We start from the raw sequence: 16,334 nt of genomic DNA on the forward strand, positions 1-16,334 counted from the left end.
ATTAAGCACCCTTTTTCCTTTTACTCTTAATAATAAATCTTGCGTGATGAGCAAGAGTAAGTCCACCACAGACTATAATGCAAACATAGAATGAAAGTCCTCTGCTTAGAATTTCCCCATTTGCAGGGTCTGCAAAAATGTTTCTGAATCCATCAAAGAATAAGTAGTCGGCAATACCCACAGCACCGGGAACAGGTAAACTGTTACTACCGATAAGCACATATCCTTGAACTGTCATAATATCAATAAATGAGTGACCGGTTTGTCCACTACCCATATATACGCAGTATGTAACTGCCACAACAGAAACTCTCTGAAGTAGGTTTAGCAAAAATGCAACACCAATCATTGCAGGACTTTCCTTAATGATTTTTGCACATTCCTGATATTCGTCCATCATCTGATATAGCTTGTTTAGCTTTCTTCTTCTCTTTCTCAAAAGGTGAATTCTGAAAAGTAAATTAATAACACCCTCACAACTCTTTTTGATAATATTTGGGAAGAAAATAAGTAAAGCAAAAAATACTGTCAACAGTAGCTGAAAAACAATACCTAAAATAATCAATAGCTTTGACCAAGAATCAAAGATAAAGAAATATTCCGGTCTCAAAATAAAACAAGCTGCTGCAATTACCGACAATGAGGCAGTATATTGCATAACATTAAGTATCAAAGTAATGGTGGTAACTGACATTGGAATTTTGTCCTTTACCATAAAGAAAGCTGAGGCAGGTTGTCCACCGGAAGCTGATGGTGTAATTGCTGAGAAGTAAATATCGGCTGCCGAGTAAATAAAACTTTGGTAATACCCTCGTTTATATCCCAACTTTGCTGCTATGTATCTAATGCTTAAACCTTCAAGCAGAATAAACATAAATACACACATTACTGCTGCAATCAGCCAACCAATCTTTAGGCTGAAAGTGTAATTCAAAAAACCTTCTAATGTTAAATTTTCATTTTGGCTAACAATAGCATAGAAAGTCAGTGCAATTAGTGCTACAAAAACAATAATGTATATTATCTGTTTTTTTATGCTAAAAGCACCCTGATCTTCTTTTTCAATTTTTTTGTTTTGTTCCATAATAAATATCCTTGAAAATAATAATAAATCACAATATCATCACCGTATATTATAACATTATATAGGGTCAATATCAATGAAAATATTATCCTTTTCAATAATTTATAGAATATGTATAGTGAAACACCTGTTATTAAAATTTATTTCTACATCAAGTTTAAAATAAACTTTTATTATCACTATTTTTCCGTGATTGTGAGTTAATTTTGGACTTTTAATTTGTTTGTTGGATAAGATAAGTTTGATAAATTTGGGTTTGTCTTTATAATTTTAGTTGTGGGTTAAGGTGTATTTATCTTTTTAACACTTATTTTGTTTAGAGAAAAATTTACAAAAATATCATACCTTATACCATCGTTAAAGTGTGGCTAACAGGTGTAGGGGACATCATTGATGTCCCGTTACAAACTAGCCTTTATATAGGTACTTTGCCCTATGTAGATATTATAAATTTATAGCCTGTAAACAGGACAATAATCCCATAGGTATCACACTTTTTGACGGGCGAACAATGTTCGCCCCTACCGTGTAACTCATAATTTTTCTTATATTTTATAGTTAGAAATAGAGGAAAGTTTCATATATAATGATATTTTAAACAAGTTTAAAATATCAATCACTCCTTCCGTCACCATTCGGTGACACCTCCCTCAGCGAGGGAGGCAACTAGGTCTGTACAATTTCTTTTTTGTGTACAAACTTACAAATTTGTACATATTACACTTGGCTTCCTCAGACGAGGAAGCTGTCATTCGTGAATTGCAAAGCAATTCACCTTTTAAAGAATGACTGAAGGAGGGAAAAACTATAAATTAGATGTATTAATCGGTTGCTATCTAAATCAACCTTTATTACATAATCAGCCTCACAAACCCAAATTTATAAAATAATATTATTTTAGGTAAAAGAAAAAGCTAATGCGTAATTACTCACGCATTAGCTTTCATAATTTTTATTTAAAAAATAATTTTAAACTGATAACAATAGTCCCGGAAACAAATTATCTCTTTTTCTTAGACTTTAGAGAAAATACTTGTTTACCGATTTGCTGAATATCCTTTTCAAACAGATACATATTTACAAATCTAAGTACAAACCAAAGACCAATACAGAAAATCATAATTGTTAGTGCAACACCTGTTGGGAACAGAGAAACTGTAATAGGTGAGGCCTGACCACCACCGGCTACAATATCCTTATTCTGCTGTACCTGACTGTTATATGTTGTGTAGTTCTTAACAAGACTGGTTAAGAAGGTAAAGATAGAAACCATCAAGCCACAACTTGCACCTAATTCAAGGCATAAATGGTTAAATGCACTTGTAACTTTTAGAGACTTTGTTGAGGCAATTTCTTCTTTCTTCTTACCATACTTAAACATAACATAAACAAAGTAAAATGGCACTATAAATGAAAGAATAATATCCACTGCATAGTTAGAGTCCTCTTTGCAAAGGATTTGCATTTTCTTAATAATGCTACCTAGCCATACAACAAAATATACTACAGAAAATATTATGGAAAAGAAAAGTCTTGTACCTATTGATGGTTCTTTCTTAACATAGTTTTCTTCTTTTTCTGTATCTTCATCTGATTTTTCTTCAGTAAAATTTTCATCATCTTCATCATCAAATCTGTCAGGATTTGCATTAGGATGAGTCTTGTACTTAAAGATAAATGTATTCTTTAGCTTACTTCTGTATAGGAATGCAAATCCCAGTAGTAAGATTATACCAAGAATACTTGCAAGTGTACCTACTAAGTAACCTGATGGTAGGTAGCTAATTTCAATCTTGTGTTTACCGGCAGTAATATCAAATGCAAGTAAAGCACCACCGACTTTCTTAGTATCTACTTTTTCACCGTCAACCTTAACAGTCCAACCATCTTCATATACAATAGAAGTATAGAATAGACCATCTGTGTTGCTTTCTAACACACCGTTAAGCTGAGTATCAGTACACTTAGTAGCCTTTAAAGTATTTTGTGCTAACTTATTATAGCCTTCTTTAAATACATCATCGTTAATCTTTGCAACATGTAAAGCAAAGTTACCTGTTGCAGTATTTGGCAAGTTATCAAGACTAACACTTAACTTGTCACCCTTAGCAAAGTTACCTGCATTAAGAATATATGGTCGGCTAATATCCCCATCCTGCTTAATGGAAGAACCATTCTTCTTAATATTAATTGCTTGAGTTTCCAGTGAAGTACCGTAGTAAACACCATATACATAGTAACTACCGGCTTCATTAATATCATAAGTAAATTCCATATTAGAAGCAGAACTTGCACCATTAGTATTGAATGAATAGTCATAACCCATCATTGAGTCTTCATAATACTTGTTAACCTGATATGATGTAACATTTGCAGTTGATGTAACATTAGTCATCTTTATTTCACTAAATACATCTTTGTTGATACCGGTAATATCTCTAAAGAATTCATTTTGCTTCTGAATTGCATTTAGTTCACTAAAGTCATCAGGGTCTCTGGTTTCCAGAGTGTATTTAGTAGCATTTTTATTGCCTACAAAACCCATTGGTAGGTAGTAATTATTTTTAAGTAATACTTCGTTATTATTTGTATAAGCCGGTGACATATAGTCAGTAGCTGAATATGTACCATCTCTTGAGATTAAATACTTAACATTTAAGAAAAGGTTTGTTACAGGAGTACTTTCTCTATAAGTATATCTATTACCACTTTGCCAACCTTGGCAACCAAATTCTTCAAGGAACTTTGTAACAGAAACATTACTCATTGATGAGAACTGTGAAATACCGTTATAGCCGTTAAGACTTGCATCATTAAGTGTCTGAGTCTTGGTCATTTCAGCTCTCCACATATCAACTGTGTTTGTTTCTAAGTTGTTCATTGCTCTGATAACATCAGCAGTTACTGCTTCACCTTCAGGATAGTTAGCAGTACTTGTTGAGCTAACTGCTTCAATACCCTTGTATCCGGCAATAAACATTTCTACAAGTACCAAAGTAAATACAACTAAATCAAGTACAACTCTTGGATAAATCTTGAAGATATACAGACCTGTTGCTACTGTTAGAATACAGATTAGTAGGAATGAACCCCATACTACTGTACCTGTTTGGATTGTTGAAGAAATCACACAAAGAAGTAAACTTCCCAAGAATCCAAGTAGCACATCCCAAATTCTGGCCTTTTCAATAAGTGTATATGCTCTATATGCCATAACAACAAGTACAAAGCTAAACAGGTAAGCAAATCTATGAGGAATCATATTTGTAAAATGCATACCATGCCATACATAGTCAAGTACATTTACATTGAAACTTGCTACAAGGAATGCAAGTAAACCGATTGAAAAAGCCTTTGCTCTCCAAGTAACTTTTCTTGCGCTTAAGAACATAATACCAAAGAACAATGCTGCCATACCACAAGCAATGTTAGGTAGGTTTTCCTTAGTTGACGGTGTAATAAAGTCAAGTGACTGTGACATTATTTCAGACCAATTATAATATGTTCTGATTGTATCAGGCCAACTGTTATTTGTACTGTATGTAAGTTGTAATCCGTTAAATGCCGGTAATGAAATAAACGAGGTAATCATCAAAGCAATAACAGAGAAAATTGCAGTTCTTGCAAGTCTGCTGAAAAATTCTTTCCAGCCATTCCAGTACATAATGCTATAACCGATAAAGCATAGGAATGTAAAGATACAAGCAAATAAACCTACATAGTAGTTAGCAATAACTGATAAAGCAAGGGAGATTGTATATAGACAGAACTTGTTTTCTCTCCATAGCATCACCATACCAAGTGCTACAAGTGGTAGCATAGCTACTGTGTTTAGCCAAATAACATTCCAATAGTAGCCCATAAAGAATGCACAACAACCGTAACCAACTGAGAAAAATACAAGTGGTAAGCCGTTTTTGTGGAAAGTTTTCTTTAGGAAGATAGCAGTAAAGCCACCTGCACAACCAACCTCTACACATACGGAAAGCATCAAGAATTCTCTTAGGAAACTTGCCGGTACAAATGCAGTTAAGAAGTTAATAGGGCTTGCTACATAATAGGAAAGTAGGGTAAGATAGTTGCCACCCATACCGTTAGTCCATGAATGTAACAAACTTTGACCTGAGATTATCTTATCCTGAAAATCTACAAGGAAAGGATAATACTGATGCCAAAGGTCAACAACAAGGATTTGTTGGTCACCAAATGGTGCAAATCTCTTGATTGCAAAGTTAAGCAACATAATTAAGAAAGGTAGGACAAAGGCAAGAATTACGAATGAGTTGTTGCTGAAAAATCTTCCCAGTCCTTTTTTTGCCTGAGTGTACATTCTTGATGTATCAATCAGTTGTTTTGTTTTTTTAGACATACTTTTTCCTCCATATTTATGAAGTAGTTCTTTTTTACCTATACTATTTTATTGTACCATCTATTTGCTACAAGGTAAAGTATGTTTTATTATTTTTTTGTGAATACAGTCTGTGTTGTAAATAGATATGACCCATTTTAGGGTAAAAATAAAATACGATTTAATATTTCGCTTGTTTTACTGACTTTTGATTATGAATATTAATTAATGAATGGATTTCAATTCTAACTTTTCACTCAATAACTGCATTGGACTCTTGTAATCAAGTGTTCTCATTGTTTTGTTATTACTCCATTCCAAATGTCCTTTTAATTTTGTGTTTAATTCTTCAATATTTCTGAATGTTTCCCATTCATAGAAATATCTTTGGTCGTTTCTATGACTTCTTTCTACCTTTCCGTTGTGCCAAGGTGTTCGTGGTGGTATTAATTTATGATTTATACCTAGTTTGTTTAATTCTATTTCAAAAGGACTTTTCACTTCACTGCTCTGATATTTATATGTGAACTCTATTCCGTTATCTGTTTGAATAGTCTGTATTTTAAACGGAAATTCTTTCAATAACATTTTCAAGAATTTGGTTGAGTTTTCAGGTGTATGTTCTTCAAACCCATATACAAATCTCATCCTTGTACATTCATCTATTGCAGTCCATTGATAAAAATGCTTTCCGTCCCTTAAAGCCTTACCTCTTAAGCAATTATATGGCACTTCTTTTACATCTATCTGCACCTTTTCTCCAGGTATTAACAGTTCCGGATATCTTCTATGCTTACGGCTCTTTTTCTTGGTCTTTTTATATTTTACTAAGCCCATTCTTTTAGCTGCATATATCATTCCTGAGTAGCTTCTTGTATATCCTTTTCTCTTTAAATCACTGTATACTCCATCCCATCCATATCTTTCATAGCACTTTTTGAAAGAATTTCTAATTTGTCTTTCTTCTCTTTTTGTGTGCCTGTTAGGATGACTATGTGGTCTGTGTGATTTAGGCAATAGCGATTGCCAGGTACCGTCATATTGTTTACACCATCTCTTTACGCTTGAAAGACTTACACCGTACATTCTACTTGCTTTGCTTTTTCCTTTTCTTATTGCGTATTTTACTACCGCTTGCTTTTTCTTTGCTTCTTGTGTTATCATATTCATGAGGAGTACTTCTTTCTTAGGTTAATGTTTTTTAGCGATTCCATTATACCATATTTTGAAGTTACTCCTCTTTTTTATTGGGTCATATCATTTTAGCACATACAGTTTTATTATTTTTTTGTGAATACAGTTTTATTATTTTTTTGTGAATATATCCTGAAACAATTTTAAGAACCGAGTAAATAATCTATTTAATTATCATTATTTTAACTCAATTAATAGATAATCTCTATCACTATTACTTTTTATTTTATAAAAATAGGTATCTTTTATAATGATTAATTTTTGATTATTATCAATTTGTTTACCTGCTTCTATTAAATTCATTTTATAATATTGTCTTAATTTTTGATCACCCCAACCCCATTTACTGGAATCACTAAGCATAACTGGTATAGTTTTCTTCAAAATCGGATATTCTTCAATCATATTTTCAACTGATTCACTAAAGCCAATTGTACCCTTAACATTTATTTGTACCGTTTTTTTATCTTTTAAAATATCACTATCATTTATAGCTTCAACGATTTGATTATTTCTAAAATCTGCATATTCTTTTTGTGATGATAAAGCATTTCCAAAAATCAAAAAATAGACAACAAAAGAAAAACTAATCATAATCTCTACTACTTTACATAAGTAATACTTTTTTTCTACACAAATAGGTAATCCTATAATTGTTATTAGAACTCCTATGCAATACATATATCGAGGATCAGTTGGTAATTCATCAAAGATAATATATGGGCCAAAAGATACACTAAATATTACAGGTATAAAAATAAATAGAGTTAATAATGTTATTAATTTATTTTGCTTTGTTTTTAACACTATATAAATAATAAAATAAAAAGCTATTATGTAAATAAACAACAACCATATAAAATTTAAATCTTCATTCATCAAATTAAAATATTTATTCATATTAATAAATATTTTATTTAAAGAAACCTGTGGATTTATGTATGCATCTGTTTGTGTTATAGGTTGCATCAAAAAGACTTTAAACACAACTAACCCTAATATATATGAAAATGCGGATGTTAAAATATATATTATAATATTATCATTTCTTTTATCAATAAAATTAAGAAAAGCTGTTGCAATAACAAAGATCGGAAAAATACCTAGTGATGATTGATATGTAATACACACTAAGATTGTACTTATAAAAACAAAAATTCCATACTTTAATTTATTGCACTGTCTAAACAATAATGGTACTATAGATAATAATACAGATAACGCCATATACGGTGCATCATATTTATAAGCTAAACATCTTATGAAATATGGATTTATAATCATCGGTATAATTGCAACAACAGATAGCAAACTAGTTTTTTTATTATCAGTTATTACAGAAATAGCTATAATTCCTGCTAAAGACATAATAGCCAAAGCTAATATCTGCGGTAATGGAGAAATATCTGCCAGCCAAGAATTCATATGTAATATCTTAGATAAAAAATCGGACATATATCTACTAAAATCACCAGAAAGTGTATATCCATGTATTACCCTTCCCGCATCATCTATATAATTAAAATTAGCTCTTATTAGTGACAAAGAGCCTATCATACAAATGCTAAAAATAATAAAATAGTGTTTTTTATATATTTTCAAGTTTTCCGTTAGATAAATAAAAATCTTTTTTATTTGTTTCGATAAAACAAATATTGCAAAAAAACCAATACCAATACCAATTATCCCTATAATAGAAATGGTTATCTTAGGATCAATATAAGATAATTTTTTTACTATACTTGGTATAGTTTTGCTATACTCAAAAAAGAAGTCTAAAAATACACAAGTAGCGAGAAACAAAGACAAAACAAACGAATATTTATCATCAAAATAACTTTTATTTATATTGATTTTTATATTCTTATCAATCATAAATAAGAGAACACATCCTAAAAATAATATTCCCGAAAACAATAATACTCTATATCCTCTAATAATACTTGTCATTACTAATACTGGTATAGCAGAAAATAAGAAATATATTTTTCCTCTACTTAAATTACTAAAAATTTTCATATTATACCCCCAAAATACCCCATTAAAGTACTTTTATATTTTATCATTTTATATATTACAAGTCAATCAAATATAATTTATATATTTTTGTTAATATATTTAATATTAATAGACTTTTCAATTTCTATTTGATATAATGTAAAATAGATTAGGAGGCTTATTATGAGTTTAATTGACATTGTAGTACCTTGTTATAACGAAGAAGCAGGTCTTAGACATTTTGTTGAAGTTACCAACTCAGTTATAGAGGGTATTCCTGAACATAAATTTAGATATATACTTGTCAATGACGGTAGCAAGGACAAGACTTACCTTATTATGAAAGAACTTGCTAATCAATTTGACAACATTAAATACATTTCATTCTCAAGAAATTTTGGCAAAGAGGCTGCTATGTATGCAGGTTTTCAGCACACTAGTGGTGACTATGTTATTGTTATGGATGCCGACTTACAACATCCACCACAGATGTTCCCTGAAATGATTAAGGAAGTAACAGAAAACGGTTATGACTGTTGTGCATTAAGAAGAACTGCTAGGGAAGGTGAAAGCAAGTTTAGAGAAACATTCTCAAAGCTGTTTTTTCGTATTCAAAATGCACTTTCCGAAACAAAAATGCCTTATGGTGCAGTTGACTACCGTATTATGACAAGACAAATGGTTGATTCTATTCTTGAACTTTCTGAGGCTCAGCGTTTCAGCAAAGGTCTTTTCAGTTGGGTAGGTTTCAATACCAAATGGCTACCATTTAAAACTGTAGACAGAGAACTTGGACAAACCACATGGAGTTTTTGGAAACTGTTTAAATATGCTCTTGATGGCATTACCAGTTTTTCGGTAGCACCACTTAGATTTATCAGTGGTATGGGTATTGTAATCTTTATCATTGCCTTTATCTATATTATTATTACCTTAATTCAGACCTTGATTTTTGGTATTGATGTTCCCGGTTATGCCACAACATTAATGGTAACTCTATTTATGGGTGGTATTATGGAATTTTCTATTGGTATTGTTGGTGAATATTTAGGTAGAATTTTCATTGAAACCAAGGACAGACCTATTTATATTATTCATCACACCAATTTTGATGAAGATGAAAAAGAAACTAAGGAGAAAAATGATTAATGAAAGACTTTATCAAACAATTTTTTGACATTAAGTTTTGGAAATTTATTTTAGTCGGTATTCTTAACACAGTAGTTGGTAACGGACTAATGTTCATTTTCTACAACTTCACACCAATTAAAGACCTTGATTCTGTATTTAGCAGTGGTGGTTACTGGGTAAGTTCAGCACTTGGTTACATAATCGGTAGTATTGTCAGCTATATTCTAAACAAGCACTTTACTTTCCAAAACAAAGAAAAGGGCATTAAACCAATTCTAAAATTCTCACTAAATATTGCTGTTTGCTACTTCCTGGCTTATGGTCTTGCAAAGCCATTTACACTATGGATTCTATCAGGTCAAAGCAAAACAATTCAAAGCAATATTGCAATGTTAGTTGGTATGTGCCTATTCGTAGCATTTAACTATATCGGTCAAAGATTCTTCGCTTTTAAAGAAAAAGAAGAAACAAAATAATTAATGATTAAAGAAATAAAATTATTGAAGAAAAAAATAATAAAATAATTCTTTAATAAGTCAGTAATTACAATAAATACCTCTCTTTTTAGAGAGGTATTTTTATTTTTCATAATTTCTTTGTGGATTAAAATTAATCAGTTCCATAAATTAGGGTTTTTCAATTTTGTTTCTGCGTTACGATAAATTAATTTTGTAAATTTGGGTTTGTGAGGCTGATTATGTAATAAAGGTTGATTTAGATAGCAACCGATTAATACATCTAATTTATAGTTTTTCCTTCCTTCAGTCATTCTATAAAAAGTGAATTGCTTTGCAATTCACGAATGACAGCTTCCTCGTCTGAGGAAGCCAAACACAATATGTACAAATTTGTAAGTTTGTACACAAAAAAAGAAATTATACAGACCTTGTTGCCTCCCTCGCTGAGGGAGGTGGCTTTGCGTATGCAAAGACGGAAGGAGTGGTTGGAATTGTAAATTCATTTACAATTCCATATTATCTGAAACTTTCCTTTATTTCTAACTATTAAATATAACAAGAATTATGAGTTACACTGTAGGGGCGAACATCGTTCGCCCGTAATGAAAGTGTGATACCTATGGGATTTTTGTCCTATTTACAGACTATAAATTTATAATATCTACATAAGGCAAAGTACCTATATAAAGGCTAGTTTGTAACGGGACATCAATGATGTCCCCTACACCTGTTAGACATACTTTAACGATGGTATAAGGTATGATATTTTTGTAAATTTTCCTTATAGCTGATTGATTTATCTTAACCCACAATCACAATTAAAAACAAAAAGCCGTTGCAATGCAACGGCTAATTTTTATTCATTCAATAATATTAATTAAACAATATTGATACAATAATAATCATTTAAATTCTTATTTATTTTGAAGAATCTTTCTTCTGTCAACTTTTTTACTTTTCTTGCTATCGGCTTTAACAGAAACTCTCTTATCAAGTTCTTCTCTTGCAACTGCAAGCATTAGCTTAATTCTGTTTTCTTGGTTAACTCTTGGAGCACCCGGATCATAATCAATAGCAACAATATTTGCCTTAGGGTTGATTTCCTTAATTCTTCTAATCATACCCTTACCGTTAATATGGTTTGGTAGACAACCGAATGGCTGAGTACAAACAATGTTTTCAAAGCCTGTTTCAGCAAGTTCAAGCATTTCGGCAGTTAGTAGCCAACCTTCACCCATCTTCGAACCAAAACCGATAACACCGTCAATAAGGCTCTTTGTATGAGCGTATTTTGATGGTGGCTGAAAACCGTACTTTGTAGTAGATGCAATCATCATATCCTCAGTTTTAGATACATAATCAAGCATAAGTTCACAAACTTTTTTCTTTGCTTTGCTACCACCATAAAGTTTAATATCTTCAATACGGTTATCAATTTTAAATGCTGCAAAGCCCATAACCCCGGGAAGACAAACTTCACAACCTTGGTCATATAGGAACTGCTCTAGATCATTGTTACCAAGTCTGGCATATTTAACATAAATTTCCCCAACTACACCAACACGAATTTTCTTTTCATCAGTCTTTTTAATCTGAGAAAATTCAAGACAAATTTCATCAAGAATTCTAGACATATCCTTGAAACGATAGTTCTTACCTTCGTTAAAGTCCTTAGCAAGTTTGTTCTGCCACTTTAGAACTAAAGCATCAGCCTCACCCTTATTAACCTCATAAGGCTTAGTCTGATTACGAACAGACATAAGCACATCACCATAAACAAGACCGGCAATAACTCGTCTGATTAGTGGTAAAGAAATCTTAAAACCCGGGTTTTTCTCAAGACCTGAAAGGTTAAGTGAAATAACAGGAATCTGCTCCAAACCTGCCTTTTTAAGACCCTTTCTTAGTAGGTGAATGTAGTTAGATGCACGACAACCACCACCTGTTTGGGTAATCATCAATGCAGTTTTATTTAAGTCATATTTGCCACTTTCAAGTGCATTAATCAACTGACCAATAACCAAAATAGCAGGATAGCAAGTGTCGTTATGTACATACTTTAGACCGGTTTGAGCAATTTCCGGACCATCAGTATCAAGTAGCTCAACATTGTAACCTTCATGACGGAAAGCATCCATTAGAATACCAAAATGAACAGGCATCATCATAGGTACAAGAATCTTGTAACCTTCGTCATTCATTTCTTTAGTATACATTAGACGACCGTCTTTATCATAAACAAGTTTTGCCATAAGCAAAAACCCCCAATATCAAAATTATTATTTGCCGATGGCTGCAAGTAAGGAACGAATACGGATTTTTACTGCACCAAGGTTTGTAATTTCGTCAATCTTAATCTGTGTATAAATCTTGCCATTCTTTTCAAGAATATCTCTAACTTCATCAGTTGTAATAGCGTCAACACCACAACCAAATGATACAAGCTGTACAAGGTTCATATCTTTTCTTGTGCTAACATACTTTGCAGCAGCATATAAACGGCTATGGTAAGTCCACTGGTTTAGAACACCAACCTTGAACTTTTCTACTCTGTCAGAAACACAATCTTCTGAAACAATAGCAACACCAAATGAAGCAATCATCTTGCTGATACCATGGTTAATTTCAGGGTCAATGTGATATGGACGACCGGAAAGAACAATAATATCCTTGCCTTCTTTTTCAGCCTTTTCAATAATTTCATTACCGTGCTGACGAATCTTTGCAAAGTAGTTGTCATATTCTTCATAAGCACACTTTGCAGCATTCTTAACTTCCTTTTGAGTTAAGTCAGGGAAGTACTTTGAAAGGTCCTCATATGCCTTTTTATAGAAGTCCTTTGGACGATGAATACCAAAGTAATCTTTGATAAATGTAACATTGTGAACTTCTTTCATATTGTTATAAATAACTTCAGGATAATAAGCAACAACAGGACAGTTGTAGTGGTTATCACCTAGGTGTTCATCAATATTGTATGACATACAAGGATAGAAGATTGTATCAACACCCATATCAATAAGAGCCTTAACATGGCCATGCATTAACTTTGCAGGGAAACAAACAGTATCACTAGGGATAGTCTGCTGACCTTTTTGATATAGCTTACGAGTTGAGAATGGACTTCTGATAACTTCAAAGCCCAGCTCTGTAAAGAATCTATGCCAGAATGGCAATAGTTCAAACATATTAAGACCCATAGGGATACCGATTTTGCCTCTGCTACCCTTAACAGGTTTATATTCTCTAAGTACCTTTAGCTTGTACTCATACATATTTAAACTTTCATCAGGTGATTTCTTAGTGATAGGTCTTTCACATCTGTTACCTGCAATAAACTTTCTGCCATCAGCAAAAGTATTTACTGTTAGTCGGCAGTTGTTGTTACACATACCACAGTTTACAACCTTAATTTCGTGAACAAAGTTCTCTAAGTCAGGTTTCTTTAGAAGTGTGCTACCTTCAGTAGAACCTTGTGACTTACTCTGTGCATACATAGCAGCACCATAAGCACCCATAAGACCTGAGATGGTAGGTCTTACAACATTAACACCCATTTCTTGTTCAAATGCACGAAGTACAGCATCATTTAGGAATGTACCACCTTGAACAACAATTTTCTTGCCAAGTTCATCCGGACCTGATGCTCTGATAACTTTATAAAGAGCATTCTTAACAACAGAAAGAGAAAGACCACTTGAAATATCTTCAATAGTAGCACCGTCTTTCTGAGCCTGTTTTACAGATGAATTCATAAATACAGTACATCTTGAACCTAGGTCAACAGGATGTTTACCAAAGATACCTAACTGAGCAAAGTCTTGAATTGAGTAGCCAAGAGCATTTGCAAATGTCTGTAGGAATGAACCACAACCTGAAGAACAAGCTTCATTTAGGAAAATGTTATCAATTGCACCGTTATGCACCTTGAAACACTTAATATCCTGACCACCAATGTCAATAACAAATTCAACATCAGGCATAAAACTTTTTGCAGCAGTAAAGTGAGCAACTGTTTCAACAATACCGTAATCAACACAAAAAGCATTCTTAATAATATCTTCACCATAACCTGTTACGGCTGAAGACTTAATCTTTATGTTAGGCTTTTTATCATATAATTCATTTAAGAAATCTTTAATAATAGGAACAGGGTTACCACTGTTTGAAAGGTACTTTGAATATAGCAGTTCACCGTTTTCACCCATAACAACTGCCTTAACAGTTGTAGAACCGGCATCCATACCAATATAGCAGTCACCGTCATAATCTTCCAAAGGAACTTCCTTTACAGTAGCTTTTGCATGACGAGCCTTAAACTGTTCATATTCTTCTTCATTTTTAAATAGAGGAGGGTTAAAGGCAAAGTTGCCACTACCTGTATAATGGCTAACCTTCTCAATAATTTCATCAAAATTAATAGTACTTTCAGCACATAAAGCTGCACCACAAGCAACATAGTATAGAGAATTTTCAGGACAAGTACCCTTAGTTCCAAGTTCTTCATCAAAAGCCTTGCGAAGTTCTTCCATAAATGTAAGAGGACCACCTAGGTAAACAACATTACCCTCAATTTCTCTACCTTGAGCAAGACCTGCAACAGTTTGGTTAACAACTGCATGGAAAATACTCTGAGCAATATCAGCTTTTCTTGCACCTTGGTTAAGCAGTGGCTGAATATCTGTCTTAGCAAAAACACCACAACGAGATGCAATTGTATATGTTTTTTCATAACCTTTAGCAAGGTCATTCATTTCTTCAAGAGGTACATTTAGCAAAGTAGCCATCTGGTCAATAAATGCACCTGTACCACCGGCACAAGTACCGTTCATACGAACTTCCATACCACCGGATAGGAACAGAATCTTGGCATCTTCACCACCAAGTTCAATAACAACATCTGTACCCGGAATAAATGTATTTGTAGCAACTCTTGTTGCATAAACTTCCTGAACGAAAGTAATATCACACTGTTCAGCAACACCCATACCTGCTGAACCTGACATTGCAACTAGTGCATTTTCAACACCATCAATTTCCTTTCTTACCCTAGTAAGAATTTCACCGATTTTTGTTGTAATCTGGCTGTAATGTCTTTCATATGTACTATATAGTAGTTTGTTATTATCATCTAGCACAACACACTTAATTGTTGTTGAGCCAATATCAAGACCTAATCTCATATTTACTCCTTAAATATAGTCATTTAGACCCATTTTCACATTATACTTCTTATACCATTGTATGATATTTTCTTAGCATTTTAATTCTATTATAGAATAATAAGTCGATTTATCACTATTCTACATTCTATCAATAAGTTGTATTTTATTCAAGGTACAATTTGTGTATTTTTTTCTTAAAATGCAATATATCAAGCCTATATTTAACTATTTATATACACCAAAAATAAAAATGTTCATTAATTTTTTCGCATAGTTTTCCACATTTTAAGAAGTGAATATGAAAATACTTGTTATTTTCTAAATAACATCATAAATGTTTGGTTTTAATTTTGATTGTAAGTAAAGGTTAGTTAGATAAATTTGGGTTTGTGGGGATGTTGTATTATAAAAAATGTAAACTATGTCCTTGTATAAACTGTAAACTATGTGGTTGTACAATTTATAATATAACGATATTTTGTGGCATAAATAATGCTGATTGTTATATCATATTATGGCTTACAGTCGTAGGGGCGAACATCGTTCGCCCGTAATGAAAGTGTGATACCTATGGGATTTTGTCCTGTTTGCAGACAATAAATTTATAATATCAGCATAGGGCATAATACCTTTATTTAGGATAGTTTGTAACGGTCCAACAATGTTGCACCCTACAACTGTAACTCAAAATTTTTCTATATTTTATAGTTAGAAATAAAGGAAAGTTTCAGATAATATGGAATTGTAAATGAATTTACAATTCCAACCACTCCTTCCGTCACCATTCGGTGACACCTCCCTCAGCGAGGGAGGCAACAAGGTCTGTATAATTTCTTTTTTGTGTACAAACTTACAAATTTGTACATATTGTGTTTGGCTTCCTCAGACGAGGAAGCTGTCGATTGTAAATTGACGGTACGGCAATTTACCTTTTATAAATCGACTGAAGGAGGGAT

General features: G+C 32.5%; 8 protein-coding genes. 2 read left to right on the forward strand and 6 right to left on the reverse strand.

Going from position 1 to position 16,334, the window contains the following annotated elements:
* Position 1 precedes the first annotated feature (1 nt).
* The 4 genes from E5Z56_RS04555 to E5Z56_RS04570 form a co-directional block, all read right to left on the reverse strand.
* On the reverse strand, positions 2 to 1,084 hold the full coding sequence (locus E5Z56_RS04555; protein WP_138156731.1) for a lysylphosphatidylglycerol synthase transmembrane domain-containing protein: 1,083 nt from the start codon (positions 1,082 to 1,084) through the stop codon (positions 2 to 4).
* Between the two features lie 1,000 nt (positions 1,085 to 2,084).
* Complete coding sequence (locus E5Z56_RS04560) at positions 2,085 to 5,453, reverse strand: YfhO family protein (protein ID WP_138156732.1); 3,369 nt, start codon at positions 5,451 to 5,453, stop codon at positions 2,085 to 2,087.
* Positions 5,454 to 5,657: 204 nt separating this feature from the next.
* Positions 5,658 to 6,596: a DDE-type integrase/transposase/recombinase gene (locus tag E5Z56_RS04565; protein ID WP_175405349.1), complete on the reverse strand. Its 939-nt coding sequence runs from the start codon at positions 6,594 to 6,596 to the stop codon at positions 5,658 to 5,660.
* 207 nt (positions 6,597 to 6,803) lie between these two features.
* On the reverse strand, positions 6,804 to 8,645 hold the full coding sequence (locus tag E5Z56_RS04570) for a glucosyltransferase domain-containing protein (protein ID WP_138156733.1): 1,842 nt from the start codon (positions 8,643 to 8,645) through the stop codon (positions 6,804 to 6,806).
* Between the two features lie 162 nt (positions 8,646 to 8,807).
* On the opposite strand from E5Z56_RS04570, the gene E5Z56_RS04575 reads away from it, so the two are divergent.
* Positions 8,808 to 9,773 (forward strand): glycosyltransferase family 2 protein, encoded by a 966-nt coding sequence (locus tag E5Z56_RS04575; protein ID WP_138156734.1) that lies wholly within the window; start codon positions 8,808 to 8,810, stop codon positions 9,771 to 9,773.
* On the forward strand, positions 9,773 to 10,231 hold the full coding sequence (locus E5Z56_RS04580; protein WP_138156735.1) for a GtrA family protein: 459 nt from the start codon (positions 9,773 to 9,775) through the stop codon (positions 10,229 to 10,231). The genes E5Z56_RS04575 and E5Z56_RS04580 overlap by 1 nt, the downstream gene beginning before the upstream one ends.
* Before the next feature lie 896 nt (positions 10,232 to 11,127).
* Here E5Z56_RS04580 and E5Z56_RS04585 read toward each other — a convergent pair.
* Both E5Z56_RS04585 and E5Z56_RS04590 read right to left on the reverse strand, forming a co-directional pair.
* The gene (locus E5Z56_RS04585; protein WP_138156736.1) at positions 11,128 to 12,465 is read right to left on the reverse strand and encodes a 2-hydroxyacyl-CoA dehydratase; all 1,338 of its coding nucleotides are present in this window, start codon (positions 12,463 to 12,465) and stop codon (positions 11,128 to 11,130) included.
* 27 nt (positions 12,466 to 12,492) lie between these two features.
* A complete protein-coding gene (locus tag E5Z56_RS04590; protein ID WP_138156737.1) occupies positions 12,493 to 15,396 on the reverse strand; it encodes an acyl-CoA dehydratase activase-related protein in 2,904 nt (967 codons plus the stop codon).
* Between the last annotated feature and the right edge of the window lie 938 nt (positions 15,397 to 16,334).

Source organism: Ruminococcus bovis, assembly GCF_005601135.1.
In the GTDB taxonomy this organism is placed as follows: Bacteria; Bacillota; Clostridia; order Oscillospirales; family Acutalibacteraceae; genus Ruminococcoides; species Ruminococcoides bovis.

Coding starts and splice junctions, on each gene's coding strand:
- E5Z56_RS04555 (WP_138156731.1), bottom strand. CDS start 1,084: ATGGAACAAAACAAAAAAATTGAAAAAGAAGATCAGGGTGCTTTTAGC.
- E5Z56_RS04560 (WP_138156732.1), bottom strand. CDS start 5,453: ATGTCTAAAAAAACAAAACAACTGATTGATACATCAAGAATGTACACT.
- E5Z56_RS04565 (WP_175405349.1), bottom strand. CDS start 6,596: ATGATAACACAAGAAGCAAAGAAAAAGCAAGCGGTAGTAAAATACGCA.
- E5Z56_RS04570 (WP_138156733.1), bottom strand. CDS start 8,645: ATGAAAATTTTTAGTAATTTAAGTAGAGGAAAAATATATTTCTTATTT.
- E5Z56_RS04575 (WP_138156734.1), top strand. CDS start 8,808: ATGAGTTTAATTGACATTGTAGTACCTTGTTATAACGAAGAAGCAGGT.
- E5Z56_RS04580 (WP_138156735.1), top strand. CDS start 9,773: ATGAAAGACTTTATCAAACAATTTTTTGACATTAAGTTTTGGAAATTT.
- E5Z56_RS04585 (WP_138156736.1), bottom strand. CDS start 12,465: ATGGCAAAACTTGTTTATGATAAAGACGGTCGTCTAATGTATACTAAA.
- E5Z56_RS04590 (WP_138156737.1), bottom strand. CDS start 15,396: ATGAGATTAGGTCTTGATATTGGCTCAACAACAATTAAGTGTGTTGTG.